Raw genomic sequence first — 26,492 nt, 5'->3', positions numbered from 1 at the left:
AAGCGATATGAGGCACAACTCGGCCGGCTTGAAGAGACGCTCGCAAGGGGTGTCAGTGCGGGCGACGGCGAAGCCGCCGAAGCCATGAGAGATCTGGTCGAGACGGTCACCGTCTTCCGGGCGCTTGGGTGGTGTGACCGTGGAGATAGCAGGCCGGTTAAACGCTCTGCTGGGGAAAGAGCTTTTCCCAACCGCGTCAAAGGCGCGCGGGGAAGCGTTTGGTAGCGGGAGAGGGACTCGAACCCCCGACCCCAGGATTATGATTCCCGTGCTCTAACCAGCTGAGCTACCCCGCCAAAGGGTCGCGAACGGCTGATACCGCCGATCTCGCGAACGCGCGGCATATAAGGAAGGGGGCGGCGGGAAGTCAAGCTAAGTGCGCCTGATTTTGGCGCCGGAATCGACCGCTTCCGGCGCGAACTCGCGGAGAGTCCCCTCACCCGGAATCCGCGCTTTGGCGCGGATTCCGGCCTCTCCCCGACGGGGAAGAGGCGAAGGAAGGGTGCAGCGAGATTCGCTATTTCGGCCGGACCGTTGGGTCCCCGCCGGGGCTGCCGGGAGGCGGAATCACAGGCATGGCCCCATCCGTGCTCGGCGCGGGGGCGTGCATGTCGGGGTCGACGCCGGAGGGCGGGCAAAGCACGCCGTCGGATTTCGCCAGCTTGTCGCCGAGCGGTTCCCGGGCCTGGCCGGTGGTGGTGCCGTCGGGCGCAGTGGCGCGATTCGGGCGGTCCTGCGGCATGCAGTTCGCCGTGTGCGTCGGGGATGGCGGCGCGGTCGCTTGCGGCGGCGTCGCCGGGGCGGGCGGGGCCTGCGCGATCGCGGCGCCAGAGGCTGCGATCACGAGGCCCGCAAGGATGATGTTTGATGTCGTGCGCATGAGGAGGAAACGCCCGGGTCGGCCCCGATGTTCCAGCCTCTGAACATTACGATTTGTGGTAGCGGATCAGCGAAAAGTGGCCCATCGGCGGCATCGGGCGGCGCTCTGCCAGCGTGACGCCGCCGTGCTTCGCGGCCCAGTTCACCAGGCGCTGCCACGGGAATTCCGGGCGCCAGCCGAGGCGGCGGGCGAGCGGCGCAAACGCGAGCTCGGAGAGTTTGCGAAAACCTTTTTCGGCGCCGATGTGGTTGACCAGGATCAACTCGCCGCCGGGCTTGAGCACGCGCACGAATTCATCGAGCGTGCCTTCGGGATCGGGCACGGCGGTGATGACATATTGCGCGACCACCGCGTCGAAGGCGGCATCGGGGAACGCCAGGTTCTTCGCGTCCATCACCGAGAGCACTTCGACGTTGCTCAAGCGGAGCGCGCGCACGCGTTGTTGCGCCTTGCGCAGCATCGGCTCGGAAATATCGACGCCGCAGATTTTTGTGGTGCGCGAATAGTCCGACAGCGACAGGCCCGTCCCGACACCCACGTCGAGGATGCGGCCGCCGATGCGGTCGGCCTCGGCGATGGTCGACTGCCGGCCGGCATCGAACACCTTGCCGAACACGAGATCGTAGACCGGCGCCCAGCGGCCATAGGCCTTCTCGACCCCGGCCCGCGAGATATCTGCTGCCATGCCCCCTGCCCCGGTATTAGCTTTTTGTCTTGCGCATGATCTGGTCGGAAAACCGCTTCACACTTTTCCGGATCATGCGCTTAGCCGCGAACCGCCTCAGCGAGCGGCCTCGCCGTGCTGCTCGTCGCTGCCTTCGCCGCGGCGCTCTGGATGAAGCCGCCGCCGAGCACGCGTGCCTGCCCACCCGGCGCGTCGTAGAACACGCAGGCCTGTCCCGGCGAGACGCCCTCTTCGCCGGCGACGAGCTCGACCTCGTAATGGCCGTTCGCGCCGCGCAGCCAGGCCGGCTGCGGCGCGCGGGTCGAGCGCACGCGGACGAACAGCTCGAGGCCAGAACCGATCGCGCGGTCGATGTCACCGCCGCCGATCCAGTTGACGTCGCGCAAGGTGATGCGGTGCATCTTCAGCGCATCGCGCGGGCCGACGACGACGCGGCGGTTGGCGGCCTCGAGCCGCACCACATACAGCGGCGCGGCGGCCGCGATGCCAAGGCCGCGGCGCTGGCCGATGGTGAAATTGGCGATGCCGTGATGCTGGCCGAGCACGCGGCCATCGAGATCGACGATGTCGCCGGGGTCCATCGCATTCGGACGCAGCCGGGTGATGATGTCGGTGTAGCGGCCCGTCGGCACGAAGCAGATGTCCTGGCTGTCGTGCTTGTCGGCGACGGAGAGACCAAAGCGGCGCGCGAGCTCGCGCGTCTCGGGCTTGGTCATGTCGCCGAGCGGGAAGCGCAGGAAGTCGAGCTGTGACTGCGTGGTCGCGAACAGGAAGTAGCTCTGGTCGCGGTCGCTGTCGGCCGCGCACACCAGCGCACGCGAACCGTCGTCGCGACGGCGCGAGGCGACATAATGGCCGGTGGCGAGCGCCTGCGCGCCGAGCTCGCGTGCGGTCTTCAGCAGGTCGCGGAATTTGACGGAGCGGTTGCACTCGATGCACGGCACCGGCGTCTCGCCGAGAGCGTAGCTGTCGGCGAAATTGTCGATGACGGACTCGCGGAAGCGGTCCTCGTAGTCGAGCACGTAATGGGGAATGCCGAGCTTGGCCGCGACGTCACGCGCGTCGTGGATGTCCTGGCCGGCGCAGCAGGCGCCCTTGCGATGGGTCGCCGCGCCATGGTCGTAGAGCTGCAGCGTGATGCCGACGACGTCGTAGCCCTCGGCCTTCAACAGCGCAGCCGTCGTCGAGGAATCGACGCCGCCCGACATGGCAACGACGACCCTGGTGTCCTCAGGACGGCCTTCGAGATCCAGACTGTTGAGCATGGGCCTTAAGCGATTGTAACGGCGGCGATCCGCGATTGCTGATGCGAGTCCCGGTCTCTTGGACCGGGACACCGGCGGTCCCCGGGAACCTGGGTTCCCGAAGGGCACTGGCTGGCCCGGTCGAAAGCGGCTGAGAGCACCCTTTAATATAGGCGGCATTCCGGTGAAGCAATCGCGGCCGCCGCAAGCTTAGGGCAATTCTTGCCGGGGCGGCAGAAATGACGGGGTTTTCGGGGAGCCGGATGCAGCCGGCCCGATTCGCCAAGATATTGATATCAATAGAAAAAATGTCGAAACAGGGGATTGGCCCGCTCTTTGCTGACCTCCTGGTCCGAAGATGTTTTCAAGGGGTCGCCTGTGGTTGGTGTCACGTCAGACGTAGCGGCAAGCGCGCAGGTCTCCAGCGCGCAGCAAAAGCCTGCCCGGTCGCAGAGCACCAAGGACACCACGCCGAGCGACTCCTTCGGGTCGCTGGTCGACAGCAACACCCAGGCCATCAGCAACAGCGCCTCGTCCTCGAGCCAGGACACCGGGCCGCGGCGGACCGACTCGTCGTCCTCCTCGTCCGACCGCAGCACGCGCGACTCGTCCTCGACCGATCAATCCTCGCAGAGCAAGGCGAGCGACAGCACGGATTCCTCGACGCAGGCGGCGAGCGACACGACGACCGATCCGACCAAGGCTCCCGACAAGACCAAGGACAAGAGCGACGCCTCCACCACCAAGGCGGGCGACAAGTCGCAGGACTCCAAGGACGGCAAGAGCGACAAGACCGACGCCACCACCGACGGCCTCGCCGTCGCGGTCGACGCCTCTGCCGCGGCACAAGCCGCCGCAGCGCCGGTAGCGACGCCCGATCCGACCGCCGTCCCCGTCGCCGCGCCCGTGGTGCCGGTCGATCCGAACGCGGCGGCCAACCAGGCCGCCAACACCGCCTCCTCGCCGCTGACGATCGCAGCCGCCGGCATCGCCGCCAGCGCCTCGACCGCAGCGCAGATCGCCGGCACCAAGACCGACGCGACCGGCAAGACTGCCAAGACCGGCGATGCCAAGGCCACCGACGCGAAGGTCGCGGTGGCCGACGCGGCAACCACGGATGCGACCGCAACCGATGTCACCGCGAACGCCGCGCAGGTGATCGCCGTCGATCCGGGCACGCCGAAGACCTCGTTCAAGGCCGCCGCGACCGCGCAGGGCCAGACCGACGTCTCCAACATCGGCCAGGACGCGGGCAAGACCGCGCAGACCGCGGCCACCGCACAAAATCCTGCGACCGCGACGACGGCCAACGCCGCCGCGCATCCGCAGGCCGCCAAGCCGCAAGCTGACGCGGCTGCCGCCGATGCGAAGGCTGACGCGACTAATCGCACCGCCGATGCGACGCCAGCCGCGCCGACCACGCACGCGCATGCCGACACGCAAGCCGCAGCTAGCGCGACAACCGACGCCAGCACGCAAGCGGCCAACGCCGTGCAGGCGCCGCTGACCAATACGACGTCCGCGGCCACCGCCTCCACCGCGACGCTGACCGCGACCGCGGCTAATCCGACCGCCGTGCCGATCAGCGGCATTCCGGTCGAGATCGCGGCCGCCGCGCGCGCCGGCAAGACGCGCTTCGACATCAGCCTCGATCCGGGCGATCTCGGCCGCATCGACGTCCGCATCAATGTCGACCGCAACGGCCAGGTCACCTCGCATCTCACCGTCGAAAAGCCGGAGACGCTGCAGATGCTGCGTCAGGACGCACCGCAATTGCAGCGCGCGCTCGACGATGCCGGCCTCAAGACCGGCGGCAACGGGCTCTCCTTCAGCCTGCGCGACCAGAATTCATCGGGACAGAACTCCGGCCAGAACAACGACAATGGCAGCAATTCCCGCCGCCTGATCATCAGCGAGGATGACCAGGCCGCGAGCGCCCCCGTCAGCCGCAGCTATGGCCGCATGCTCGGATCGAGCAGCGGCGTCGATATCAGAGTGTGAGGAGTATTCGCCAATGACCACCACGAATGCCGCCACCGCGCCGTCAGTCGTCTCCGGCACCACGCAGACCTCGTCGTCCTCCTCGTCGAGCTCGAGCCTGGGCTCGTCCACGGGCGCGACGCTCGCCGGCAACTTCCAGACCTTTTTGACGCTGCTGACCACGCAGCTGCAGAACCAGAACCCGCTCGATCCGCTCGACACCAACCAGTTCACCCAGCAGCTGGTGCAGTTCGCCGGCGTCGAGCAGCAGCTCAAGACCAACGACTCGCTGTCGCAGCTCGTCACCCTGCAGCAGACCACGCAGGCGACCCAGGCGCTGGATTACGTCGGCAAGACCGCCGTGGTCGACGGCACCACCGCGACGATGTCGCAGTCGTCGGCGACCTGGCACCTCAACGTGCCCTCCAGCGCCACGGTCAATATCTCTATCGCCAATTCCACCGGACAGACCGTGTTCAGCGGCCAATACACCGCCGGCGCCGGCAGCGACATTCCCTTCACCTGGAACGGCCAGGGCAATGACGGCACGCAATGGCCCGACGGCAAATACACGATCACGGCGACCGGCAAGGACGCCGCGGGCAACAATGTCGGCGTCGCCGCGCAGGTGCAGGGCACGGTGAGCTCCGTCGACCTGACCCAGTCGCCGCCGCTGCTCACCATCGACGGCAACAGCTACACGCTGAGCCAGGTGAAGAGCGTGGTGGCGAGCAGCAGCAGCTCCGGCAGCTAAGGCGGCGCGCTGACGCTACGCATACGGTGTCATCCCGGCGAAAGCCGGGATCCATAGCCACAGGGAGCAGTTTGACGAAGACCCGTGGTTAGGAATTCTATCTTGGTACTGCCACCTGCGTGTCATCGATAGATCGCGCGGTATGGGTCCAGGCGTTCGCCGGGACGACATTCAAAGGCCCCGGCAAGCATCACTGCGGGCCTCGTTCGTTAGTAAAGTATTTACGAAGACCCCCGCTCGGCCCGCTGAAATCGCGCTTTCAGCCCGCCGGGCCGGTCGCGTTCCCGCAAGTTTCAAGGAGAATTGTATTGAAGCCTTAGGCTTAGCGGATTTTTAAGCCCGCATGCGTAGGGTTGTGAAGTGAGTTCAGTGGTTGAGAGTTTGTGAGTACGCCATGACAGAACCCCATCGCCCGAGGGTAAAATACGTCATCGGGCCGGACGGCAGTCCGCTGACGATCGCAGATCTGCCCGCACCCGGCACCAAACGCTGGGTCATCCGCCGCAAGGCCGAAGTCGTCGCTGCTGTGCGCGGCGGACTTCTCTCGCTCGAGGAAGCCTGCAGCCGGTACACCCTGACGGTCGACGAATTCCTCTCCTGGCAGTTTTCCATCGACCAGCATGGTCTGGCGGGTCTTCGCACCACCCGCATTCAGCAATATCGCCAGTAAGCGATCCGGAAATCTGCTGCTTTTGATGAAAATCGGCCCCGCTCTGCGAGGCCGATTTTTTTCATGTTTCGTTTTGGCGCTACTTTTGTCCGAGCTCTTAACCTTCGTTAACCATATCGAAACCATCACCTAGGCAATAATTGCCCACTCGACCGCTCAGTTGCGGGTCGAAGCTTCGGGGCGGTTGCTTGCAAGGTCTTGCGGACTTCTTAAAAGGTATCGGCGCCGCCCGCTTCGGGGCGATGATCGCGGTCACCGCCGCGCTCATCGGCTTCTTTGCCTTCGTCATCATGCGCGTCACCACGCCCCAGATGACGACGCTGTTCACCGACCTCTCGGTTGAAGATTCTTCCAGCATTATCAAAGACCTGGAACGCCAGGGCATCCAGTTCGAGCTGCGCAATGAAGGCACCATCATCATGGTGCCCAAGGACAAGGTCACCCGGCTCCGCATGAAGCTCGCCGAGGGCGGCCTGCCCAAGGGCGGCGGCATCGGCTACGAAGTGTTCGACAAATCGGACGCACTCGGCACCACCTCTTTCGTCCAGAATATCAATCACTTGCGCGCGCTGGAGGGCGAGCTCGCCCGTACCATCCGCGCCATCGACCGGATTCAGGCCGCCCGCGTCCACCTCGTGCTGCCCGAGCGTCCGCTGTTCGCGCGCGAGGCGCCGGAGCCGTCGGCCTCGATCGTGGTCCGGGTCCGCGGCTCGCTCGAAGCCCAGCAGATCCGCGCGATCCGCCACCTCGTCGCGTCCGCCGTCAACGGGTTGAAGCCGCAACGGGTCTCGATCGTCGACGAAGCCGGCCAGCTGCTCGCCGACGGTGCCGCCACCGATCCGGAGCAGGCGCTCGGCGATGAGCGCCGCACCGCCTTCGAGAAGCGGATGCGCAAGCAGGTCGAGGACATCGTCTCCTCGGTGGTCGGTTCGGGCCGCGCCCGCGTCCAGCTCTCAGCCGATTTCGACTTCAACAAGATCACCCAGACCTCGGACAAGTTCGATCCCGAAGGCCGCGTGCTGCGCTCGAGCCAGACCCGCGAAGAGCAGAGCATGACCGCCGACAATAACGGCCAGGTCACGGTCAACAACGAGCTCCCCGGCCAGCAGCAGAACAGCGGCCCGGCGGCGAAGGACCAAAGCAAGAAGACCGAAGAGACCAACAATTACGAGATCTCCCGCACCACCAAGACCGAAGTGACCGAGGCCGGCCGGGTCAACCGCATCTCGGTCGCGGTGCTGGTCGACGGCATCTACGCCAAGAACGACAAGGGCGAGCTCGCCTACACCGACCGCAGCAAGGAGCAGCTCGACCGCATCGCCACCCTGGTGCGCTCGGCGATCGGCTTCGACCAGAAGCGCGGCGATCAGGTCGAGGTCGTCAATCTGCGCTTTGCCGACGCGCCCTCCACCGCCCCGATCACCGAGCCCTCCGGCTTCCTCGGCATGCTGCAGTTCACCAAGGACGACGTCATGTACTTCGTCGAGCTCGGCGTGATGATGCTGCTCGGCCTGGTCGTGATGTTCATGGTGATCCGTCCGCTGGTGAAGCGCATCCTCGCCTCCGACGAAGTCGCCGCCGCCATCTCCGGCGTCCTCGCCGGCCCCGCCGCGTCCGAAGAGGGCGCATCTGCGGCGGCAGGCTCCGGCGGCCAGGCCCTGATCCCGGGCGGCGCCGCCAGCGCCATCGACGTCGCCACCATCCAGGGCCAGGTCCACGCCCAGTCCGTTCATCGCGTCGGCGAGCTCGCCGAACGCAACCCCAACGAAACCGTCGCCATCATCCGTCAATGGCTGACCGAACCCACGAAATGATCGAGTGAACTGACATGGCCGGCAATCTGCAGAACGCCAACTCGAACGACATCACCAGCGTGATCTCCACGCTCGGCCAGCGTGCCGGCAGCCGCACGGGCGCCAAGGTCGAAGCGGTGGCCGGACCGAAGCGTGCCGCGATCCTGATGCTGGCACTCGGCGAGCAATATGGCGGCAAGATCTGGTCGCTGCTCGACGACGACGAGGTGCGCCAGCTCTCGCTGGAAATGTCGACGCTCGGCACCGTCGAGGTCGACACGGTCGAGGACATGCTGCTCGAATTCGTCTCGCGCATGTCGGCCTCCGGCGCGCTGATGGGCAATTTCGACGCCACCGAGCGTCTGCTGCAGCAATATCTGGCGCCGGAGCGCGTCAACGGCATCATGGACGAGATCCGCGGCCCCGCGGGGCGCAACATGTGGGAAAAGCTGTCCAACGTGCAGGAAGAGGTTCTCGCCAACTACCTCAAGAACGAATATCCGCAGACCATCGCGGTAGTGTTGTCGAAGCTGAAGCCTGAGCATGCCGCGCGCGTGCTCGGCATCTTCCCCGAGGACCTCGCGCTCGACGTCGTCAACCGCATGCTGAAGATGGAAGCGGTGCAGAAGGAGGTGATCGAGAGCGTGGAAAAGACGCTGCGCACCGAATTCATGTCCAACCTGTCGCAGACCCGCCGCCGCGACGCCCACGAGGTGATGGCGGAAATCTTCAACAATTTCGACCGCCAGACCGAAACCCGCTTCATCACCTCGCTCGAAGAAGAGAACCGCGAATCCGCCGAGCGCATCAAGGCGCTGATGTTCACCTTCGACGACCTCGTGAAGCTCGATTCCGGCTCGGCCCAGACCCTGATGCGCAACGTCGACAAGGACAAGCTCGGCGTGGCGCTGAAGAGCGCCAACGAGGATGTCCGCAACTTCTTCTTCGGCAACATGTCCTCGCGCGCGGCCAAGATGTTGCAGGACGACATGGCGGCGATGGGTCCGGTGCGCCTGCGCGACGTCGACGAGGCCCAGGCGCTGCTGGTCAACCTCGCAAAAGACCTCGCCGCCAAGGGCGAGATCATGCTGACCAAGAACCGCGCTGACGACGAGCTGGTGTATTGATGGGCGCTCCGGCCAAATTCCTGTTCGACACCGACTTCGCCGCGCCCGACCGGACGCGCGAGAAGGCGGCGACCGCGGCCGAGATCGCGCAGAAGGTCGCGGAAGCCGAAGCGCGCGCCTATCAGGACGGCTTTGCCGCGGGCCAGCGCGAGGCCAAGGCCGAGAGCGACCGTCGCGTCGCGCTCGCCATGGAAGAGATCAACATCGCGATCCGGGGCATCGCCGCAGGGATCGGCAACATCGAGAGCAAGATGGAGACCGAGGCGGTCGACGTCGCGGTCGCGGTCGCACGAAAGCTGTGCGCCGACCTGGTCGCCGCCGAGCCGCTCGGCGAGATCATGGGTCTGGTCAAGGACTGCTTCTCGCATCTGGTCGCGACGCCGCATCTCGTCGTCCGCATCAACGACGCGCTCTACGACAGCGCGCGCGAGAAGATCGAGCGGCTGGCCAAGCAAAGCGGCTTCGAAGGACGGCTGGTGATCCTGGCCGAACCCGAAATTGCCACCGGCGACTGCCGGATCGAATGGGCCGATGGCGGCGTCGTGCTGGAGCGCCACGCCATCGCGGCCAAGATCGACGACATGGTCGGACGCTATATCGCGTCCCGCAGGGGGAATTAAGCCATGAGCGACAACGACGGACAGGTCCCGCTGCCCGACCTCAACGGCCCATTACCGCCGACCGGCGCCGATGTGAGCTACAATGAGGACGAATATGCCTCGCGCGTCGCCGCCGACCTCGAGGCCGTCTTCGACGTGCCGGTACAGGTCTCGGCCGTGCTCGGCCGCTCCAAGATGGACGTCGGCGAGCTGCTGAAGCTCGGGCCCGGCACCGTGTTGGAGCTCGACCGGCGCGTCGGCGAGGCCATCGACATCTACGTCAACAACAAGCTCGTCGCCCGCGGCGAGGTGGTGCTGGTCGAGGACAAGCTCGGCGTGACCATGACGGAAATCATCAGGACTGAACGCGGCTAGCGCCAAACAGGGAATGACGCGCGGCAGCGCGAACAGACGGACAGGAGACTGACATGCGGCTTCTCATCGTTGGCACATTGAAGGGCCAGCTCACCACCGCCACCAAGATCGCGATGGAGAACGGCGCCACCGTGACCCACGCCGAGGATCACGAACAGGCGATGCGCGTGCTGCGCGGCGGCAAGGGCGCCGACCTCCTGCTGGTCGACGTCGCCCTCGATATCCGCGACCTCGTGATGCGGCTCGAGGTCGAGCACATCCACGCCCCGATCGTCGCCTGCGGCATCACCAACGACGCTCGCGCCGCGGTCGCCGCGATCCACGCCGGCGCCAAGGAATACATCCCGCTGCCGCCGGATCCGGAGCTGATCGCCGCGGTGCTGGCGGCCGTCGCCAACGATTCCCGCGAGCTGGTCTATCGCGACGAAGCCATGGCGCGCGTCATCAAGCTCGCCCAGCAGATCGCCGGCTCCGACGCCTCGGTGATGATCACCGGCGAATCCGGCACCGGCAAGGAAGTGCTGGCGCGCTACGTCCACACCCGCTCGGCCCGCGCCAAGCGCCCGTTCATCTCGATCAACTGCGCCGCGATCCCCGAGCATCTCCTGGAATCCGAGCTGTTCGGCCATGAGAAGGGTGCCTTCACCGGCGCGATCGCCCGCCGCATCGGCAAATTCGAGGAAGCGACCGGCGGCACGCTGCTGCTGGACGAAATCTCCGAGATGGACGTCCGCCTGCAGTCAAAGCTGCTCCGCGCCATCCAGGAGCGCGTGATCGATCGCGTCGGCGGCACCAAGCCGGTGCCGGTCGATATCCGCATCATCGCGACCTCGAACCGTAACCTGGCGGAAGCCGTGCGCGAAGGCACGTTCCGCGAGGACCTGCTGTTCCGCCTCAACGTCGTGAATCTGAAGATCCCGCCGCTGCGCGAGCGTCCAGCCGACATCATGGAGCTCGCCCAGCACTTCGTGAAGAAATATGCCGAGGCCAATGGCGTGCCGATGCGCCCCATCTCGGCCGAAGCCAAGCGCGTGCTCTCCACCAATCGCTGGCAGGGTAACGTCCGGGAGCTCGAGAACACCATGCACCGCGCGGTGCTGATGGCGCAGGGCGACGAGATCGGACCCGACGCGATCCTCACCCCGGACGGCGACCGCCTCGACCTCGCCAAGACGGCGCCGGCCGTGGCGCACGCCACCATGGCTGCCGAGCAGGTCACGCGTGCCCTCGTCGGCCGCACCGTCGCCGACGTCGAACGCGACCTGATCCTGGAGACGCTCAAGCACTGCCTCGGCAACCGGACCCATGCCGCGAACATCCTCGGCATCTCGATCCGCACGCTGCGCAACAAGCTCAACGAATACGCCGACGGCGGCATCCCGATCACGCCGGCCGGCACGCCGGGTGAATATCCGCGGATGCCGATGATGGGAGCGTAGGCAACCAGCTTGCCGGTCTCGTGACGCCCGCCCCCGGGGCCTCACGGCCGGGACGACCCGACCGTGGGTGTTTGGCCAAGCGGCCACTACGCTCGTGTCAGATTACTTGCCTGGCGGTACGTACACACTTGCAAGCTTCGCGGCCTTTTCCGCGACAGCTTTAAATTCACTCATCTTCCAGGCGCGCACCGTCTCGATTTTGGCAATGGCGCCGCTTGCGGCGGCGGCCATCGCGATAGCGACGGCATCCGCTCCATCGGGAAACTCCGTGACGAGCAGCGCGTCATGCGGACCGGTGGTCATGAAGGCTCCCTGGAGCCTTCCGCCGGCCTTTTCCACCATCGCGCCGATGACCGCCGTGCGATCGATCGGCTTGTCTATCATTCCCTTGATCCCGGTATTTGAGTACGAGACGTACGAGATGAACAACGGCATGTTTCTCTCCGTTGAGGTTACAGCAACGAAAATGCAGTCTCGGAAAAGTAGCTCTGAAACGAGAGCGAGGCATTGCCTGCCGACGGCATGCGAGCTGCCTTGAAAAAAATCCAGCTTCGGACTTCGGCACGTCCAACTGGCAGCTTGAGCCGACTATAGCCGACTCCCCAACACAGCGCGAACGGTAAGCCAAGCCTACCCATTCGAGCCTCGACTATTCCGCCGGCCGCGACAACTTGCGCGATACGGTGCCGCCACTGAGTGAGGCATTTCACAAGCAGAACAGATCAAGACAGCTAGAGTCCTCGCGCAGCGCGATGTGAAATCCGCCAGAGCCGCACCGGCCTCGCGAAACGTCCTTCAATCGAAAGGGCATGCCATGAAATACGCGTCGTGGACGATCTCCCGCTTATCGCTGATTGTAACGCTGATCGCAGCTTCGACACCGCTTGCGCGCGCCGACGTGATCATGGATTGGAATGCAAAGGCCGACGCGATTGCTGCCGAGAAGCAAATTCCTCCAGCGCCGCACAGCCGCACCTTGTCCATGATGCACGTCGCAATGTTCGAGGCGGTCAACGCGATTGATCGCCGGTACGCGCCCTACAAAGTCTCCCTGCCCGCAGACCGTTCGACGTCGCGGGAAGCTGCGGCGGCAGTTGCGGCTCACGACGTGCTGCTGTCGATCTATCCAGACCTCAGGCCGGACCTGGATGCGACGTTGACAAGCTCTCTGGCGCCCATTGCCGACGGCGATTCCAAGACCGCCGGCATTGAGCTCGGAAGAGAGGCCGCAGTGAAGATCATCGAGCTTCGCGCGAATGACGGCAGCGCCGCTCCGGAAACCTACCGCCCGCTGACGACACCGGGTGCTTACGTCCCTACCACCATCCCGAGTTTCACAACCACGGGTGCGACCACGCCCTGGGTCATGGCCTCCGGATCGCAGTTTCGCCCCGGGCCCCCGCCGGCTCTTGATTCAGAGGTTTGGACCCGAGACGTCAATGAGATCCGCGAGATCGGTAGCCGAAGCAGCCCGACCCGGACCCCCGAGCAAACGACGATCGGTCGCTTCTGGTTCTTTGTCGGCGCGCGCACCTACAATCCGATTGTGAGGCAGGCGGCGATGGCCAAGGGCATGGATCTCGTCGACTGCGCCCGGCTGTACGCGCTGACGTCGATTGCGGGCAACGATGCCATCGTCGCCGTATTTGACGCGAAGTACCATTACAATTTCTGGCGACCGATCACGGCCATACGCAACGCCGATCTGACGTCGAATGCGGCGACGCCTCGCGATCCGTCCTGGCTACCGCTGGGGGAAACACCGATGCACCCGGAATATCCCTGCGCCCACTGCATCGTGTCGGCGGCGATCTCGACCGTGCTCCAGACCGTCGTTGGGGATTTCGGCGAATTCTCGCTGACCAGCCCCACCGCACCGGGCGTCACGCGCAAATGGTCCCGGCTCCAGGATTATAGCGACGAAGTCTCCAACGCCCGTATCTGGGCCGGCTTCCACTACCGGTTCTCGACCGAGATCGGCAAGGACATGGGCCGGAAGATCGGTGCGTTGACCGTCGCGACGCAGTTTCGCGGTGTAGAAGCGATGGCGGAACCGAACCGTTAGGCTATTGCCGTTTGGGACCGGCCAGGCGGAATCCGCCCTGTCGCGCGTCCGAATTGGCTGGACAACTCCGCCCCTGCGCTACCCGACGTGCGATTCTGCGCAGAGTGCCCGCGTTCGGCGCCTACCTCATCGTCGACAAGGGCTCTATAAGCGCAGCATCGCATCAGTTGGGGAACAGTGACGATGTCGGAGACTCAAATTACGGATTGGCTGGCATCGCAGCGGCAGGCGATGATCGATCTGCTGCGCGACGTCGTGGACATCGATTCCGGATCCTACGACAAGGCAGGCGTCGATGCGGTCGGTGCGCGGTTCGAGCGGCACTTTGCCGAACACGGCATTCCCTCACGCCGGGAGAGCCACGGCACGTTTGGCGATGCGATCCACGCGGACGTGGCAAAGCCCGGCAGCAACGAGAAGCCGGTGCTGTTGATGGGGCATCGCGACACCGTATTCGGCAAGGGCGAAGCGGGGAAGCGCCCGTTCACGATCAAGGACAAGCGCGCCTATGGGCCCGGTGTCGCCGACATGAAGGCCGGCGTCGTGATGAACGTCTTCGTCGCGACCGCCTTCCACAAATTCGGCGGCAACCCGCATCCGATCAAGCTGCTGATCACCTCGGACGAGGAGATCGGCTCACCGTCGTCACGGCCGGTGATCGAGCGTGAGGGGCGCTCTGCGCGCGCCGTGTTCAATTCCGAGCCGGGCCGCCCCACCGGCAATGTCGTCACCAGCCGCAAGGGCGGCATCTTCATGCACATGGCCGTCACCGGGAAGGCGGCGCATTCCGGCGCCAATTTCGCCGCCGGCATCAGCGCGATCGGCGAGCTCGCGCACAAGATCATCCAGATCCACGCGCTGACCGACCTCACCAAGGGCATCACGCTCAATGTCGGGCTCATCTCGGGCGGCCAGTCGGTCAACACGACCGCGCCTTACGCCGAGGGCCAGATCGACATGCGCTATGTCGATCCGAAGGATCGCGCCACTGTCATGGCCGAGATCGAACGCATCATCGCGACGCCTTATGTACCCGGCACCAGCGCGACGCTGACGATCAAAGGCGAGTTCGTGCCGGTGGTGCAGAGCGAGAGCTCGAAGGCGCTGTTCGAAAATTATCAGGCCGCCGCAAAGCAGGCCGGCCTCACCACGCTGCAGGGCGAGTTCTCCGGCGGCTGCGCCGATTCCGGATTCACCGCCGCGGTGGGGACGCCGACCATCTGCGGCGTCGGCCCCGTGGGCGGGCTTGCCCACTCGCCGGAGGAATATCTCGAGCTCGACAGCATCGTGCCGCGTGCACAGGCGCTGGCGCTGGCGATCTTGCGGGGGTGACGGTGCCGTAGGGTGGGCAAAGGCGCACTTGCGCCGTGCCCACCATCTGTTTCCGTTGGATGAAGGTGGTGGGCACGCTTCGCTTAGCCCACCCTACGAGACTGCCCGAGTCCTACGAATAGCTCGGCGCATCCGGCTTGCGGAAAATGTGGATGGGATCGCCCGGCACGAACGGCTGGCCGCGGAAAGTCGCATAGGCGTAGAGCGCGAGATAGACGATCGCCAGCGCACCGACGGCATAGAAGGCCCAGGTCCCGACGCGCTTCATCGTTCCGCTCCGTTGCCGTCCCGGCGGGAGGGCTCAGGGCGCTTCTAGAGCGATGGGCGAGAAAAGGCCAGCCTGAGCGCGGCGATCAAACGCCGCGGCTGCTGCGCGCGGGAACGCTGACCTCGGCGAGCCTTGCGGCGTCCTCGTCCTGATCCACCGCCACATACTGACCGTGCCAATAGGCGAGCGCTGCGGTCCGCACTGAATTCTTGATGTCCCTGACACGGCCGATGACGATGCCGTGCGAGTGACGCTCGACGATCTCCTCGACCTCGCAATCGACGGCAGACAGGGCGCCGACCAGCAGCGGAACGCCGGAGACCGCCGTGACCCACGTGCTGCCTGCGAAACGCGCGGCCCCCTTCAGGCCACCCTTGCCGGCAAAGCGTTCGGCCACATCGAGCTGATCGGCTGCGAGGATGTTCACGCCGAAGGCGCCGTGGCGGCGGATCAGCGGAAATGACGAGGCATCGCGATTGATGCTGACGATCAGCGTCGGCGGGTCGACCGATAGCGAGGTTACGGATGTAACCGTCATGCCGGTGATGTCTTTGCCCCGCCCTGCGGTGATGACGCTGACGCCGCCGGTGAGATGGCGCATGGCGCCGCGGAAATCGGCAGACGAGACGGCAGTTTCGGTCATGAGATCGCGGGGCACTACATTCATGGCATGGTCCCCGAAACGGGGTTCCTCTTTATCTAGGTACGATCGTCCGCTGACAACAGGTGGCTCAGGATCGAGCCTTCGAGCGCAGCAAGCTCGGCAGAGCCGCGTTCACGCGGCCGGGCGGTATTAACCATGACATCGTGGGCGATGCGGCCCTCGTCGATCACCAGCACCCGGTCCGCCAGCGCGACGGCCTCGGAGACGTCGTGGGTCACCAGGATCGCCGTAAAGCCCTGGTCGCGCCAGACCCGCTCCAGCAGCCGCTGCATCGAGATGCGGGTCAGCGCATCGAGCGCGCCGAGCGGCTCGTCGAAGGCCAGCACGCGCGGACGGGAGACCAGCGCCCGGGCGAGCGCGACGCGCTGCTTCTGGCCACCCGACAGCACCGACGGCCATTGATCGCGCTTGTCGACGAGCCCGACCTCGGTGAGCGCCTTCTCCGCACGCGACTGCGCATCATCGGATGCGCGGTCGCGCCCGAGTCCGACCTCGACATTGGACAGCACCCGCGCCCAGGGCAGCAGCCGCGGCTCCTGGAACATCACGCGGATATCCTCCGGCTGGATCGCCGCATCGCCGAAGCTGATGCTGCCGGCGTCGATCTTTTCCAGGCCGGCGATCAGGCGCAGCAACGTGCTCTTGCCGCATCCGCTCTTGCCGACGATGGCAACGAACTGGCCGGCCGGTATGTGCAGATCGATGCCGCGCAGCACCTCGTTGTCGCCGAAGGATTTCCGCAGGCCGCGGATGCTGAGCGGCAGACCACTCACATGCAGCGGCCGCTCCTCGCGCGTCACGCGGGCCGCCGGCGCGAAATTGGCGCGGCTGGCGAGCTCGGTTTCCGGAAGGGAGGTCCGAAGGGCTGTCTGCATGTCACTCTCAGCGTTTCTGGAAAGCGGGGTGCCAGGAGAGCGTCAGGCGCTCCAGCACGCGGGAGGCGCTGTCGGCGAGCTTGCCGAGCAGGGCATAGATCAGGATCGAGAGCACGACGACGTCGATCAGCATGAACTCGCGCGCCTGCATCGCCATGTAGCCGAGGCCGGAGGACGCCGCGATGGTCTCGGCGACGATCAACGTCAGCCACATGATGCCGAGCGCGAAACGGATGCCGACGAAGATCGAGGGCAACGCGCCCGGGAAAATCACGCGGCGGAACAGCTCGCCGTCGCTCATGCCGTAGATGCGGCCCATCTCGATCAGCTGCGGATCGACGGTGCGGATGCCGTGCAGCGTGTTGAGGTAAATCGGGAAGAACACGCCGAGCGCCACGAGAAACAGCTTGGCGCTTTCATCGATACCGAACCACAGGATGACCAGCGGGATCAGCGCCAGATGCGGCACGTTGCGTACCATCTGCAGCGTCGTGTCCGTGAGTTTTGCGGACAGCTGCGACAGGCCGTTGGCGAGCCCGAAGGCGAAGCCGATGCTGCCGCCGATCAGGAAACCGATCGAGGCGCGCCAGAACGAGACCCAGATGTTGCGGATCAGCTCGCCGGACAGCAGCAGCTTCCAGCCGGCGAGCGCGACGTCGCTCGGCGCCGGCAGCACGCGTACCGGCACGAAGCCGGTGACGCTCGCCACCTGCCAGATCGCGATGATGGCGAGCGGCACGATCCACTGGACCAGGCCATCGACTCGCGGCAGACGGAAGTTGCGTGGAAGTGAGACGCTGTCGATGAGGCTCATGATTGCGACACCCGATGCTGCGGACGGTAATCGCTGCCGACCGTCTCGCCGAACGGACCGCCGTTGAAGTGCAGCTTGGTCACGTTGCTCGGCAGATCGAGCGAGAGCAGCGGGAACACCAGCTCGGCAAAGCGATAGGCTTCCTCCAGATGCGGATAGCCCGACATGATGAAGGTATCGATGCCGATGTCCTGATACTCCTTGATGCGCGCGGCGACCGTCTGGGCGTCGCCGACCAGCGCCGTGCCGGCACCGCCGCGCACCAGGCCGACACCGGCCCAGAGATTCGGTGCGATCTCGAGCTTGTCGCGCTTGCCGCCGTGGAGCTGCGCCATGCGCTGCTGGCCGACCGAGTCCATGCGCGCAAAGTTCTTCTGCGCAGTGGCGATGGTGTCGTCGCTGACATGCTTGATCAACTCGTTGGCGGCCGACCAGGCCTCTTCATTGGTCTCGCGGACGATCACGTGAAGACGGATGCCGAAGGAGAGCTTTCGTCCGCGCGCTTCTGCAGCCGCTTTCACCCTTGCGACCTTCTCGGCAACCAGTGCCGGCGGCTCGCCCCAGGTGAGATATTTGTCGACGGCGTCGACAGCGACGTCGATGCCGGCATCCGACGAACCGCCGAAATAGAGCGGCGGCCGCGGTGACTGCACCGGTGGGAACAGCAGCTTGCCACCCTCGACGTGAATGTGCTTGCCCTCGACATCGACCGTTTTGCCGGAGAGCAGGTCGCTATAGACGTTGAGGAACTCGCGAGTGACCTCGTAGCGCTCGTCATGGCTGAGGAAGATACCGTCGCCCTTGTTCTCGACGGGATCGCCGCCGGTGACGACGTTGATCAGAAGCCGGCCATTGGTGATGCGGTCGAGCGTCGCGGTCATGCGCGCCGCCACGGTCGGCGATTGCAGGCCGGGTCGGACAGCGACGAGATAGCGCAGCCGCTCCGTGAACGGCGCCACCGAGGAGGCCACGACCCAGGAATCCTCGCAGCTCCGTCCCGTCGGCAACAGCACGCCGAAATAGCCGAGCTGGTCCGCCGCCTGCGCGACCTGGCGCAAATAGTTGAAGTTGACCTCGCGGCCGCCGATGCCGGTGCCGAGATAGCGGCCATCACCGTGGGTCGGCAGGAACCAGAGGATGTTGGCGTTGGATTGCGTGCTTGCGGTCTTACTCATGAACCTGGCCTCCGCGCCACGTCGGAAATCTTGATTGCCTTGGGGATCAGGTTGAGCGCGAAGAACGCGTCCGCAACCTGCTGCTGGTCGGCGATGACGGCATCGGTCAGCGGCTCGATGCCGTAGGCCTGCCGCTTCAGCGCGACCTCGACCACCGGGACGGACAGGCCGATCGCCGGAGCCAGCTGCTCGGCCACCGCGTGGATGTCGCCCTTGGCCCAATCGTCGACCGAACTCAGTTCGGCGAGCACGACGTCGACGACCTTCGGGTTGGCGTCGAGGAATTTCTTCGAGGAAAAATAGAACTGGTAGTTGGCGACGATGTCGGTGCCGTCAGCCAGCGTGCGTGCGCCGGTCGCGGCTTCCGCGGCGGCCTGGAACGGATCCCAGATCACCCAGGCATCGACCGCGCCGCGCTCGAAGGCGGCGCGCGCATCGGCCGGTGCAAGGAACACCGGCTCGATCTCGGAATATTTGACGCCCGCCTTCTCCAGCGCCTTGACCAGGAGGTAGTGAACGTTGGAGCCCTTGTTGAGCGCGACCTTCTTGCCCCTGAGATCGGCCACCGATTTGAGCGGGCTGTCCTTCGGCACCAGGATGGCCTCGCCCTTCGGCGCCGGCGGCTCATAGGCGACGTACTGGATCGGCGCGCCGGCGGCCTGCGCGAAGATCGGCGGGGCCTCGCCGGTGTTGCCGAAATCGATCGCGCCGACATTGAGCGCTTCGAGCAACGGCGGACCGGACGGGAATTCGGTCCACACCACCTTGTAGCCGGAGGCAGCCAGCTTCGGCTCCAGCGTGCCCTTGCTCTTGAGCAGCACCAGCTTGCCGTATTTCTGGTAGCCGATGCGCACCACCTTGTCCTGGCCGTAGGAGGTGCCGACCGCAGCCGCGACGATGCCGATCGACAGGACGATCGCCGCAATCAGTCGCTGAATGATACGCCTCATGTTCAGACCTTTTGAAATGGGGAGATTGGTTGGCACGATCAGGTCGCCGTGCTGCGCCAGACGATGTCGCGGATGACGATCGGCTTCGGGATCAGGCCGAGCTTATAGAACCGGTCGGCGACGCCCTGCTGGGTCGCGACGATGTCGTCGGTGACGGGGCCGATCACGAAATTCGCGCGAGCGGCCGCGACGGCCTGGATATCCAGCGGAACGCCGGTGATCGCAGCCAGCGACCTGGCGACCTCGTCGCGGTGCTGTTCGGCCCATTGACCGGTCGCGGTGGTGACGTCGACGATCTGCTGCAGGATCGCGCCGTGAGTCTTCGCGAACTCGCGGTTGGCGATGTAGAACGAGTTGGTCTTGGTGACCTCGCGCGCATTGATCAGGATGCGCCCGTTCTGCTTGGTCTCGCCGATCGCGAAATAGGGATCCCAGATCGCCCAGGCCTCGATGCTGCCATTGGCAAAGGCGGGGCCGGCGTCCGGCGGCGTCAGATAGACCGGGGTGATATCGGCGTAGGTCAGCCCCGCCTTCTCCAGCGTCTGCACCACGACGTTGTGGGCGCTGGAGCCCTTGGTGAACCCGACGCGCTTGCCCTTCAGGTCCGCGATCGAACGGATTGATGAATCCTTGGGCACCAGGATGCCCTGCCCGTTGGTGATGGGCTGGCCGGCGGCATAGACGATCGCCGCGCCCGCGGCCTGGGCGAACACCGGCGGGGAATCGCCGACCGCACCGTAATCGACGCTGCCGACATTCATCGCCTCCATCATCGGCGGGCCGGAGGAGAACTCGACCCATTTCACGTCGATGCCCACGGCAGCGAAATGTTTTTCCAAAGTCGCCCGCTGGCGCGTGATGACCAGCACGCCGGTCTTCTGGTAGCCGATACGAATTTCCTTCAGCGCGCCTTGCGCGCCGGCGCGCGGAGCGAACGCAGCGGCGGCGGCGGTTCCGGCGGACAGTTTCAGAAAATCTCGACGCAGCATTCCAAACTCCCGGCCGCGTAGGGCCGTCATCATTCATGTCCGGGGAATGATGGTGCGGAGCGGGAAAGCTGTCGAGACGTGCGGGAAAATAGCGATGCGCACACTGCCCCTATGGCAGCGCGCATGATTAATCTTTCAAACGGCGGAGCGAATGAAGATGGAATTTTTCTGCACGCGGATGTGAACGGCCTCGCGCGTTCGACCTCTGACTCGGAGCCGGAACAAAAAGGCGAAAACAACCCCATGCACAGTAGCCGGGGACGTGCAAAAGCATCTGACTACGATTTATCCGAAATAAATTTGACACGTCGGGCAAAACAGGCGCAGGATGGCATGATGGCAGCGCTCGGGATGGACGGCCTTGCCGGGCTATTGCAGCCACCGCACCGGCAAATTCTGCAAGCCCCGGAACGCCCAGCCGCCGATCCGCACCTCTTCGTCATCGGCAAGCTCGATATGCCCGGCACGCGCAAACACCGTCGGCAGCGCGACGTCGGCGATCATGGCGCGCGAGGCCCAGGCGCCGGCGCAGAAATGCGGACCGGCACCGAAGGCCACGCTCTTGGAGGTGTCACGCCGCACGTCGAACTGGTCGGCACGCTCGAAATGCTTCTCGTCGCGATTGGCGGAACCGAACATCAGGAACACACGCTCGTCCGTCTCGAACGCGACGTCGCGGATCGACCACGGTTTTGCAATCCGCCGCGGCGACATGCCGATCGGCGAGATCCAGCGCGCATATTCCTCGAACGCCTCGAGCCAGGTCACCTCGCCCTTGCGCACCAGCGCGAGCTGCTCGGGATGGGTCAACAGCGCCCACACCGTGCCGGCGATCGCCTTGCGCGGCTCGTTCTGGCCGCCGGAGATCGCGAGTTTGACATTCGCGCGCACGCTCTCCATCGGCATGCCGGCGGCGAGCAGCACGCCGAGAATGCTCTGATCGGGATGCTTGCGCATCACCGGCAGGATGTCGTCGATCGCGGCATCAATGCCTGAGGTCGCCGCGTGGCAGCGCGCTTCGACTGCGGGATCGCCGCCGTAATTGGCGATGCCCTCGATCATGCCTTGCGACCACGCGTCCATGTCGGCGAAGCCGATATTGGTGAGGCCGGTGATCGACTTCAGGCATTCGCCCGAGAACGGCAGCGCGAAGTCGCGCATGAAATCGATCCGACGGCCGGGTTCGATCGCGTTGATGATGCGGTCAGCATGGGCCTGGAACAGCGCGGTCCAGTGCGCCTTCACCGTCTTCGGCGACACCGTCGGAAACATCGCGCGCCGCTCGATTTGATGCGCCTCGCCGTCCTTGCGCATCATATTGTGGCCCATCAGCCGGTTCATCAGGCCGGCAGGCTGGTGCGAGGAGAACACGTCGATCTGCTTCTCGGAGATCGAGATGTCGTCGCGGCTCGCCAAAAGCGTCGAGCCGAGCTGCGGCACGTAGGCGATCGGCGCCTCCTTGCGCAGTTTTGCAAGCGTTGGATACGGATCGGCCCAAAACGCAGTCGGGTCGATGTCGACGCGCGGCGCGGTGCTCAAGGCGGTCTCCCCTGGATTCTCGCTTTCTCCAGGCGACATTAGCGAAATCCGGAGCCGGCGTCTGTCCCTTGCGATAGGGACACGCTGCATCGGCGTGCATTCATGAGCCAGGTGCTCGCGGGCGCGATAACGAGGTCCGCATCGTCCACAACAGCGGACGTCGACGGACGCACGACGAGCGTTCCTTGAGGTCAAATCCGTACGTCTTCCTTCAATCTTCAATCGACAACGATCTATTAATCGTGAGCGCGCATCTCACGTGCGAGCCGATCCGTTATCGCCTAAGTTGCAATCGGCAACATCGAAAGCTTTGGCTTAAACCGCATGCAACCGTACGATTGGGCTGTAGTCCTGTACTACGCGTGGCCATTGATCTTGATACCCGCGGGATGGTTCGTGTTGGGGCGATTGTGCCGGGAACACGCAGCTTCCGGGGCGTCGATGATCGAGTTGCGAGAGCAACACCTCACGGAAACATACCGGATGAGCGCTGTGATGGAGAGGATCGCAGCCGCTCTTGAGAAGAACCACAGGAATTGATCAAAGCTACTTGGCTTGGGAGGTTGAGGATGACCGTGGCCGATATCCTACTTGCGATGTACTCCTGGTGGCCGTTCATCCTGATCGTGGGTGGATCGATCCTGGCGATGCGTACGATGCGCCAACGCACGTCATCAGGCGCGACGATGATCGATCTCTATGAGCAGCAGATTGCCGAAACGCGCCGAACGAACGCCGGATTGGAGCGGATCGCCGCCGCTCTCGAACTTGGGAATGGCACGGCCCGATCCAAAGCGGATAAGGGTCGCGAAACCGGTTGAATACCCGAAGTCTCCGCGAGTTCACATCGATGGCACGACGGTGACGTTCCGCAATTCAAGAAAGCATCGATCCATTTGGCAAGACCGCTGGACTCCGGATCGCGCGGGCGTTGCATGGATGCTGATGTCAGCAATCATCGCCGTCGCCATCTTTGCGGCCGTCGTGATTTATTACCCTTTCTTGCCACAGCGAAGCGCTGGTGCGGGCTTTGGACCCGACTGGGATTGCACACCTCACCCCAGCGGCGAACCCACTTGCATCAAGAGGATTGATCGATAAATCAGCCTAGACGTGCGGCTCCGACGAGGGACTGGTCCAGTGTTGCGGTCGTCGCCTGCTGAAAATGGCGCGCGACGCCGGCGCCGATTCCGGCGCTATGGCCCAAAGCAGCAGACATCGACAAACGCACGAGCGACATCTGCTAAGGGCTGCCATTTCCGGATTCATGCACCGCCGCAAGGATGCGGATTATTCAATCACCTCATCGGCGATGGCGAGCATCTTGTCCGCAATGGTGAGCCGGAGCGCCTTCGCAGTCGCGAGATTGATGACAAATTCGAACTTGGTCGGTTGCTGCACCGGCATGTCGGCCGGCTTTTCGCCGTTGAGGATGCGACCGACGTATGTTGCCGCCAGGCGATACCCCTCGGAGACGCTGCTCCCGTAGCTCATCAAGCCCCCCGCGGCTGGATACTCGCGCCATTGAGCGACCGTTGGAACAGCGTACCGCGCTGCCGATGCGGCAATCTGGCGGGAGAGACCCAAATAGATTGCGTCCGTTCCGATCATGATCCCACGGACGCCTCGGGCAATCAGATCCGGAAATTGAGCATCGATTTCGTCCTGACGTTTCGGATTGGCAACATGCAGCTCCAGTCCCAGGGTCCGCGCCGCGGCTTCTGCTTCAGAACGCTCCGTCTCGCTGAATGCATTATCCGGCTCGATCAGGACCGCGAAGGTGGTCGCCGTGGGTATCAGCTGATGCAGAAGATCGAGCCTCTTTGTAACAACCGGCCCTTGAAGGATGGAAACTCCCGTGATGTTTCCGCCTGGGCGACCGAAACTCGCAACGAGCCCGAACTTGATGGGGTCGCTCCCTAGCATGAACACGATTGGTATCGTCTGCGTGGCAGCCTTTGCAGCGAGCGCCGTTGTTGTTGCGCCAAGCGCCACGATGACGTCAACGCGACGATCGACCAGCTCGGTCACGATGCCCGTCAACCGCTGGTAATCACCCTCTGCATATCGCCATTCGATGACGACGTTCTGATTCTCAACGTAGCCGGTTTGAGCCAGGCCTTTGCGAAATGCCTCCTCGAGATGAGCGCTTTCGCCGCGTTTCGGGACACGAACGGCACCAATTGTGTGCTTCGACCGCGGCTGCGCACGCGCTGCAAGCGGCCAGGCCGTTGCAGCCCCAACAAGGCGGATGAAATCGCGCCGTTGCATGCGTCCCTCCCAGCAAGGAACACGCCTATGGGAGGAGGAGCCTAACACCTTGTCGCGGCACGGTGGGGGACTTTGAAGGACGGCTTTGTGTCAAATAAGAACTCAACCCCAGCAAATCTGGTCCGCCCTCCCGCGCTACTTCCCCAGTGCCGCGGCGACTTCGCCAACCAGCTCCTGTGCCAGCGAGTGATAGCCCTCCGGCGTGAGATGCTGTCCATCAGGCTGATGGGGAAGTCCGTGCAGCATCCCGTTCGGGAGCATGACAACCTTGATTCCCATCGCGCTCAGGCGACTTTGGATGGCAGGCGTGTTGTCAGCGGCCAGCTTTCGCCGGTCGTTTCCGCCGGGTTGAAGGATCACAACACTCGTTCCTTTCGGGACCACGCGATCCAATCGGGCCAGCATGCCTCCCGTGGTGTCACCATTGACGCCGGCATTGATGACACGGACGTTGAGCCCCTTCGCACGGAGAAGCGTTTCAAGCTGTGCTGGATAGGATTGACTGCGCGAGACACCCTTGCCGAAGGTGTTGCTGGCTCCGAGGGCCACGACGGTTGCCGCGTGAGCGGTGCCAAGTGCGGTGAGCACCCCGAAGGCACCTAGAACAATGATCCGGCCAAGCTTTGCAGCCACTTTTGTGTCCTCGATCGGGATGAACTTCCGCTGCATGCTTATCATCAATCACGCATTGTGCGAATACGGAGGTCGGCCCAGGGACAGCGTATTGGGGCGAGTGCTCATAAGTTTGATGCACGCGAGCGCGTTAGCGAGGTCCGCATGGCCGCAACAACGGCCATCGACGATTCATACGCGGATGTTCGTTAGCGGCCAACAGCAGACCCGCGTGAAGCAGCAATAGCATCATCTTTCGATCACCTCGTCGGCCTGAGCGAGTAGCGTCGCCGGCAACGCGAGGCCGAGCGACTTGGCAGTCTTGAGATTGATTACCAGATCGAATTTGGTCGGCTGTTCGATTGGCAATTCGTCAGGTTTGGCGCCCTTGAATAATCTAACTACATAATGCGCCGAGCGCCTCCACATTGCCAACAACCGCGGACCGTAGCTTGCCAGCCCGCCAGCTTCAACGAACTCACTGATTTGATAGATGTCAGGAATCCGAGCGGCCGCGGCTAGCGGGACGATCGACGGGCGAATGGGGTCCGCCAGAACGAATACGGCGTCACACCTTTCATCCGCGATATCGCGGAATGCTCGATCTAAATCTTCTGGCGTTGCAGCCGCTATTGGAATGGCTGAAAACCCCAGAACTTTGGCGGCGTCATTCGCTACCTCAAACAACCCTGGATGTGTCGGGTTATCAGACATCAAGACGGCGATCTTCTTTGCACTTGGGAGAATGGACCGAAGCACGTCGAAAACTTTGGTCATGCTGTCTCCGTACATATTTGCCAGACCGGTAATATTTCCTCCGGGATGGGAAAAACTCTTCACGAAGCCGGACCCAACAGGGTCAGTAGCCGGGGTCATGACAATTGGAATGGATGATGTCGCGCGTTGCGCCGCGGCGATCGCTGGAGTCGCTACGGCAACGATTACATCGGGACCCAACGCGACGAGTTCATTTGCTAAGACTGGCAAGCGTTCAATGTGCCCTTCAGCCGCCCGCTGATCGACGTGGAGGTTCTCGCCTTCGATGTAGCCGAGGGCGCGCAACTCGTGCCTGAAGACTTCGAGTAAATTGCCGGTCGGGCCGGCGAAAAAGCCCGGGACCAGAACTCCGATGCGCCAAGTTTTTTCTTGCTGTGCCCGCCCCTGCGCTCGCCATGTGGCCGCAGCATATCCAAGTGCTGCAGTCCCGCTAAAAATGAGAGCTCGACGTCTCATTTGAACACCTTGCTGGGAAGGCGGCGCTAGAAACTTTGCGGTCTAAACACTCAAACCTTTTCAGCTCTGGGACTGACGTTTTAGAAGCCGAGTGGAAGACTTTAGCACAATTTTTGGATAGACTGTACTTTCGAGTTGAGTCAGAAGGCGACGATACCA

General features: G+C 64.1%; 26 protein-coding genes and 1 tRNA gene. 11 read left to right on the top strand and 16 right to left on the bottom strand.

All coding sequences use genetic code 11. From position 1 onward, the window contains the following. Positions 1 to 219 precede the first annotated feature (219 nt). The 4 genes from QA645_RS09615 to mnmA all read right to left on the bottom strand — a co-directional run bounded on the left by QA645_RS09615 (position 220) and on the right by mnmA (position 2,830). Positions 220 to 296, bottom strand: a tRNA-Met gene (locus QA645_RS09615). 221 nt (positions 297 to 517) lie between these two features. Continuing rightward, positions 518 to 880, bottom strand: coding sequence for a hypothetical protein (locus QA645_RS09610; RefSeq protein ID WP_283049815.1), 363 nt, complete (start codon positions 878 to 880; stop codon positions 518 to 520). A 46-nt stretch (positions 881 to 926) separates the two neighbouring features. Continuing rightward, entirely contained in the window at positions 927 to 1,565 is a 639-nt protein-coding gene (locus QA645_RS09605; protein WP_283049814.1) for a class I SAM-dependent methyltransferase, read from the bottom strand. 80 nt (positions 1,566 to 1,645) lie between these two features. Then, positions 1,646 to 2,830 carry a tRNA 2-thiouridine(34) synthase MnmA gene (gene mnmA, locus QA645_RS09600; protein ID WP_254133764.1) on the bottom strand — a complete coding sequence of 395 codons (1,185 nt, stop codon included), beginning with the start codon at positions 2,828 to 2,830 and terminating at the stop codon, positions 1,646 to 1,648. Positions 2,831 to 3,187: 357 nt separating this feature from the next. Between mnmA and QA645_RS09595 the strand changes: the two genes are divergently transcribed. From QA645_RS09595 to QA645_RS09560, 8 genes are all read left to right on the top strand, one after another. Further along, complete coding sequence (locus QA645_RS09595) at positions 3,188 to 4,810, top strand: flagellar hook-length control protein FliK (protein WP_283049813.1); 1,623 nt, start codon at positions 3,188 to 3,190, stop codon at positions 4,808 to 4,810. Between the two features lie 13 nt (positions 4,811 to 4,823). Continuing rightward, the gene (locus QA645_RS09590) at positions 4,824 to 5,543 is read left to right on the top strand and encodes a flagellar hook capping FlgD N-terminal domain-containing protein (protein ID WP_254133766.1); all 720 of its coding nucleotides are present in this window, start codon (positions 4,824 to 4,826) and stop codon (positions 5,541 to 5,543) included. A 394-nt stretch (positions 5,544 to 5,937) separates the two neighbouring features. After that, a complete protein-coding gene (locus QA645_RS09585; protein ID WP_002714638.1) occupies positions 5,938 to 6,213 on the top strand; it encodes a DUF1153 domain-containing protein in 276 nt (91 codons plus the stop codon). Between the two features lie 188 nt (positions 6,214 to 6,401). Beyond that, entirely contained in the window at positions 6,402 to 8,027 is a 1,626-nt protein-coding gene (fliF, locus tag QA645_RS09580; RefSeq protein WP_283049812.1) for a flagellar basal-body MS-ring/collar protein FliF, read from the top strand. A 14-nt stretch (positions 8,028 to 8,041) separates the two neighbouring features. Further along, a complete protein-coding gene (gene fliG / locus QA645_RS09575; protein WP_283049811.1) occupies positions 8,042 to 9,133 on the top strand; it encodes a flagellar motor switch protein FliG in 1,092 nt (363 codons plus the stop codon). Then, a complete protein-coding gene (locus QA645_RS09570; protein WP_254133769.1) occupies positions 9,133 to 9,753 on the top strand; it encodes a FliH/SctL family protein in 621 nt (206 codons plus the stop codon). The genes fliG and QA645_RS09570 overlap by 1 nt, the downstream gene beginning before the upstream one ends. Positions 9,754 to 9,756: 3 nt before the next feature. After that, on the top strand, positions 9,757 to 10,107 hold the full coding sequence (gene fliN / locus QA645_RS09565; protein ID WP_254133770.1) for a flagellar motor switch protein FliN: 351 nt from the start codon (positions 9,757 to 9,759) through the stop codon (positions 10,105 to 10,107). Between the two features lie 53 nt (positions 10,108 to 10,160). Then, positions 10,161 to 11,546, top strand: coding sequence for a sigma-54 dependent transcriptional regulator (locus QA645_RS09560; RefSeq protein ID WP_283049810.1), 1,386 nt, complete (start codon positions 10,161 to 10,163; stop codon positions 11,544 to 11,546). Between the two features lie 102 nt (positions 11,547 to 11,648). Here the strand turns inward: QA645_RS09560 and QA645_RS09555 are convergent, their stop codons facing one another. Further along, positions 11,649 to 11,981 (bottom strand): GYD domain-containing protein, encoded by a 333-nt coding sequence (locus tag QA645_RS09555; RefSeq protein ID WP_254133772.1) that lies wholly within the window; start codon positions 11,979 to 11,981, stop codon positions 11,649 to 11,651. A 379-nt stretch (positions 11,982 to 12,360) separates the two neighbouring features. Between QA645_RS09555 and QA645_RS09550 the strand changes: the two genes are divergently transcribed. Then, positions 12,361 to 13,611, top strand: a complete 1,251-nt coding sequence (locus tag QA645_RS09550) for a vanadium-dependent haloperoxidase (protein ID WP_283049808.1) — start codon at positions 12,361 to 12,363, stop codon at positions 13,609 to 13,611. Positions 13,612 to 13,794: 183 nt separating this feature from the next. Next, entirely contained in the window at positions 13,795 to 14,943 is a 1,149-nt protein-coding gene (locus QA645_RS09545) for a M20 family metallopeptidase (RefSeq protein ID WP_283049807.1), read from the top strand. A 112-nt stretch (positions 14,944 to 15,055) separates the two neighbouring features. On the opposite strand, the gene QA645_RS09540 is transcribed toward QA645_RS09545, so the two are convergent. From QA645_RS09540 to QA645_RS09505, 8 genes are all read right to left on the bottom strand, one after another. After that, positions 15,056 to 15,211, bottom strand: coding sequence for a hypothetical protein (locus QA645_RS09540; RefSeq protein WP_254133775.1), 156 nt, complete (start codon positions 15,209 to 15,211; stop codon positions 15,056 to 15,058). 85 nt (positions 15,212 to 15,296) lie between these two features. Then, positions 15,297 to 15,878 carry a flavin reductase family protein gene (locus tag QA645_RS09535; RefSeq protein WP_283049806.1) on the bottom strand — a complete coding sequence of 194 codons (582 nt, stop codon included), beginning with the start codon at positions 15,876 to 15,878 and terminating at the stop codon, positions 15,297 to 15,299. Positions 15,879 to 15,910: 32 nt separating this feature from the next. After that, on the bottom strand, positions 15,911 to 16,750 hold the full coding sequence (locus QA645_RS09530) for an ATP-binding cassette domain-containing protein (protein WP_254133777.1): 840 nt from the start codon (positions 16,748 to 16,750) through the stop codon (positions 15,911 to 15,913). A gap of 7 nt (positions 16,751 to 16,757) precedes the next feature. Further along, the gene (ssuC, locus tag QA645_RS09525; protein ID WP_148755361.1) at positions 16,758 to 17,564 is read right to left on the bottom strand and encodes an aliphatic sulfonate ABC transporter permease SsuC; all 807 of its coding nucleotides are present in this window, start codon (positions 17,562 to 17,564) and stop codon (positions 16,758 to 16,760) included. Then, positions 17,561 to 18,739 (bottom strand): FMNH2-dependent alkanesulfonate monooxygenase, encoded by a 1,179-nt coding sequence (gene ssuD, locus QA645_RS09520; RefSeq protein ID WP_283049805.1) that lies wholly within the window; start codon positions 18,737 to 18,739, stop codon positions 17,561 to 17,563. Before ssuD ends, ssuC begins: the two co-directional genes overlap by 4 nt. Next, complete coding sequence (locus QA645_RS09515; RefSeq protein WP_283049804.1) at positions 18,736 to 19,689, bottom strand: sulfonate ABC transporter substrate-binding protein; 954 nt, start codon at positions 19,687 to 19,689, stop codon at positions 18,736 to 18,738. The genes ssuD and QA645_RS09515 overlap by 4 nt, the downstream gene beginning before the upstream one ends. Before the next feature lie 38 nt (positions 19,690 to 19,727). After that, on the bottom strand, positions 19,728 to 20,678 hold the full coding sequence (locus QA645_RS09510) for a sulfonate ABC transporter substrate-binding protein (RefSeq protein WP_283049803.1): 951 nt from the start codon (positions 20,676 to 20,678) through the stop codon (positions 19,728 to 19,730). Positions 20,679 to 21,047: 369 nt separating this feature from the next. Then, complete coding sequence (locus QA645_RS09505) at positions 21,048 to 22,217, bottom strand: cytochrome P450 (protein ID WP_283049802.1); 1,170 nt, start codon at positions 22,215 to 22,217, stop codon at positions 21,048 to 21,050. A 569-nt stretch (positions 22,218 to 22,786) separates the two neighbouring features. Here QA645_RS09505 and QA645_RS09500 point away from each other — a divergent pair. After that, positions 22,787 to 23,038, top strand: a complete 252-nt coding sequence (locus QA645_RS09500) for a hypothetical protein (protein WP_283049801.1) — start codon at positions 22,787 to 22,789, stop codon at positions 23,036 to 23,038. Positions 23,039 to 23,507: 469 nt separating this feature from the next. Here the strand turns inward: QA645_RS09500 and QA645_RS09495 are convergent, their stop codons facing one another. From QA645_RS09495 to QA645_RS09485, 3 genes are all read right to left on the bottom strand, one after another. Next, on the bottom strand, positions 23,508 to 24,488 hold the full coding sequence (locus QA645_RS09495; RefSeq protein ID WP_283049800.1) for an ABC transporter substrate-binding protein: 981 nt from the start codon (positions 24,486 to 24,488) through the stop codon (positions 23,508 to 23,510). A 135-nt stretch (positions 24,489 to 24,623) separates the two neighbouring features. Next, positions 24,624 to 25,157 carry a GDSL-type esterase/lipase family protein gene (locus QA645_RS09490; RefSeq protein WP_283049799.1) on the bottom strand — a complete coding sequence of 178 codons (534 nt, stop codon included), beginning with the start codon at positions 25,155 to 25,157 and terminating at the stop codon, positions 24,624 to 24,626. Positions 25,158 to 25,349: 192 nt separating this feature from the next. Beyond that, a complete protein-coding gene (locus QA645_RS09485) occupies positions 25,350 to 26,333 on the bottom strand; it encodes an ABC transporter substrate-binding protein (protein WP_283049798.1) in 984 nt (327 codons plus the stop codon). Positions 26,334 to 26,492: the final 159 nt, after the last annotated feature.

Source organism: Bradyrhizobium sp. CIAT3101 (assembly GCF_029714945.1).
GTDB lineage: Bacteria > Pseudomonadota > Alphaproteobacteria > Rhizobiales > Xanthobacteraceae > Bradyrhizobium.
Note: the sequence above shows the minus strand (reverse complement) of the source record. Positions and strands in the feature narration are given on the sequence as shown.

What these genes read in the sequence shown, in the direction of transcription:
- QA645_RS09555 (WP_254133772.1), bottom strand. Translation starts at nt 11,981, where the DNA reads ATGCCGTTGTTCATCTCGTACGTCTCGTACTCAAATACCGGGATCAAG.
- QA645_RS09490 (WP_283049799.1), bottom strand. Translation starts at nt 25,157, where the DNA reads ATGCAGCGGAAGTTCATCCCGATCGAGGACACAAAAGTGGCTGCAAAG.
- QA645_RS09530 (WP_254133777.1), bottom strand. Translation starts at nt 16,750, where the DNA reads ATGCAGACAGCCCTTCGGACCTCCCTTCCGGAAACCGAGCTCGCCAGC.
- QA645_RS09500 (WP_283049801.1), top strand. Translation starts at nt 22,787, where the DNA reads ATGACCGTGGCCGATATCCTACTTGCGATGTACTCCTGGTGGCCGTTC.
- QA645_RS09570 (WP_254133769.1), top strand. Translation starts at nt 9,133, where the DNA reads ATGGGCGCTCCGGCCAAATTCCTGTTCGACACCGACTTCGCCGCGCCC.
- QA645_RS09495 (WP_283049800.1), bottom strand. Translation starts at nt 24,488, where the DNA reads ATGCAACGGCGCGATTTCATCCGCCTTGTTGGGGCTGCAACGGCCTGG.
- ssuC (WP_148755361.1), bottom strand. Translation starts at nt 17,564, where the DNA reads ATGAGCCTCATCGACAGCGTCTCACTTCCACGCAACTTCCGTCTGCCG.
- QA645_RS09560 (WP_283049810.1), top strand. Translation starts at nt 10,161, where the DNA reads ATGCGGCTTCTCATCGTTGGCACATTGAAGGGCCAGCTCACCACCGCC.
- QA645_RS09545 (WP_283049807.1), top strand. Translation starts at nt 13,795, where the DNA reads ATGTCGGAGACTCAAATTACGGATTGGCTGGCATCGCAGCGGCAGGCG.
- fliN (WP_254133770.1), top strand. Translation starts at nt 9,757, where the DNA reads ATGAGCGACAACGACGGACAGGTCCCGCTGCCCGACCTCAACGGCCCA.
- QA645_RS09585 (WP_002714638.1), top strand. Translation starts at nt 5,938, where the DNA reads ATGACAGAACCCCATCGCCCGAGGGTAAAATACGTCATCGGGCCGGAC.
- QA645_RS09605 (WP_283049814.1), bottom strand. Translation starts at nt 1,565, where the DNA reads ATGGCAGCAGATATCTCGCGGGCCGGGGTCGAGAAGGCCTATGGCCGC.
- QA645_RS09515 (WP_283049804.1), bottom strand. Translation starts at nt 19,689, where the DNA reads ATGAGGCGTATCATTCAGCGACTGATTGCGGCGATCGTCCTGTCGATC.
- QA645_RS09540 (WP_254133775.1), bottom strand. Translation starts at nt 15,211, where the DNA reads ATGAAGCGCGTCGGGACCTGGGCCTTCTATGCCGTCGGTGCGCTGGCG.
- ssuD (WP_283049805.1), bottom strand. Translation starts at nt 18,739, where the DNA reads ATGAGTAAGACCGCAAGCACGCAATCCAACGCCAACATCCTCTGGTTC.
- QA645_RS09485 (WP_283049798.1), bottom strand. Translation starts at nt 26,333, where the DNA reads ATGAGACGTCGAGCTCTCATTTTTAGCGGGACTGCAGCACTTGGATAT.
- QA645_RS09535 (WP_283049806.1), bottom strand. Translation starts at nt 15,878, where the DNA reads ATGAATGTAGTGCCCCGCGATCTCATGACCGAAACTGCCGTCTCGTCT.
- QA645_RS09550 (WP_283049808.1), top strand. Translation starts at nt 12,361, where the DNA reads ATGAAATACGCGTCGTGGACGATCTCCCGCTTATCGCTGATTGTAACG.
- fliG (WP_283049811.1), top strand. Translation starts at nt 8,042, where the DNA reads ATGGCCGGCAATCTGCAGAACGCCAACTCGAACGACATCACCAGCGTG.
- QA645_RS09590 (WP_254133766.1), top strand. Translation starts at nt 4,824, where the DNA reads ATGACCACCACGAATGCCGCCACCGCGCCGTCAGTCGTCTCCGGCACC.
- QA645_RS09510 (WP_283049803.1), bottom strand. Translation starts at nt 20,678, where the DNA reads ATGCTGCGTCGAGATTTTCTGAAACTGTCCGCCGGAACCGCCGCCGCC.
- mnmA (WP_254133764.1), bottom strand. Translation starts at nt 2,830, where the DNA reads ATGCTCAACAGTCTGGATCTCGAAGGCCGTCCTGAGGACACCAGGGTC.
- QA645_RS09610 (WP_283049815.1), bottom strand. Translation starts at nt 880, where the DNA reads ATGCGCACGACATCAAACATCATCCTTGCGGGCCTCGTGATCGCAGCC.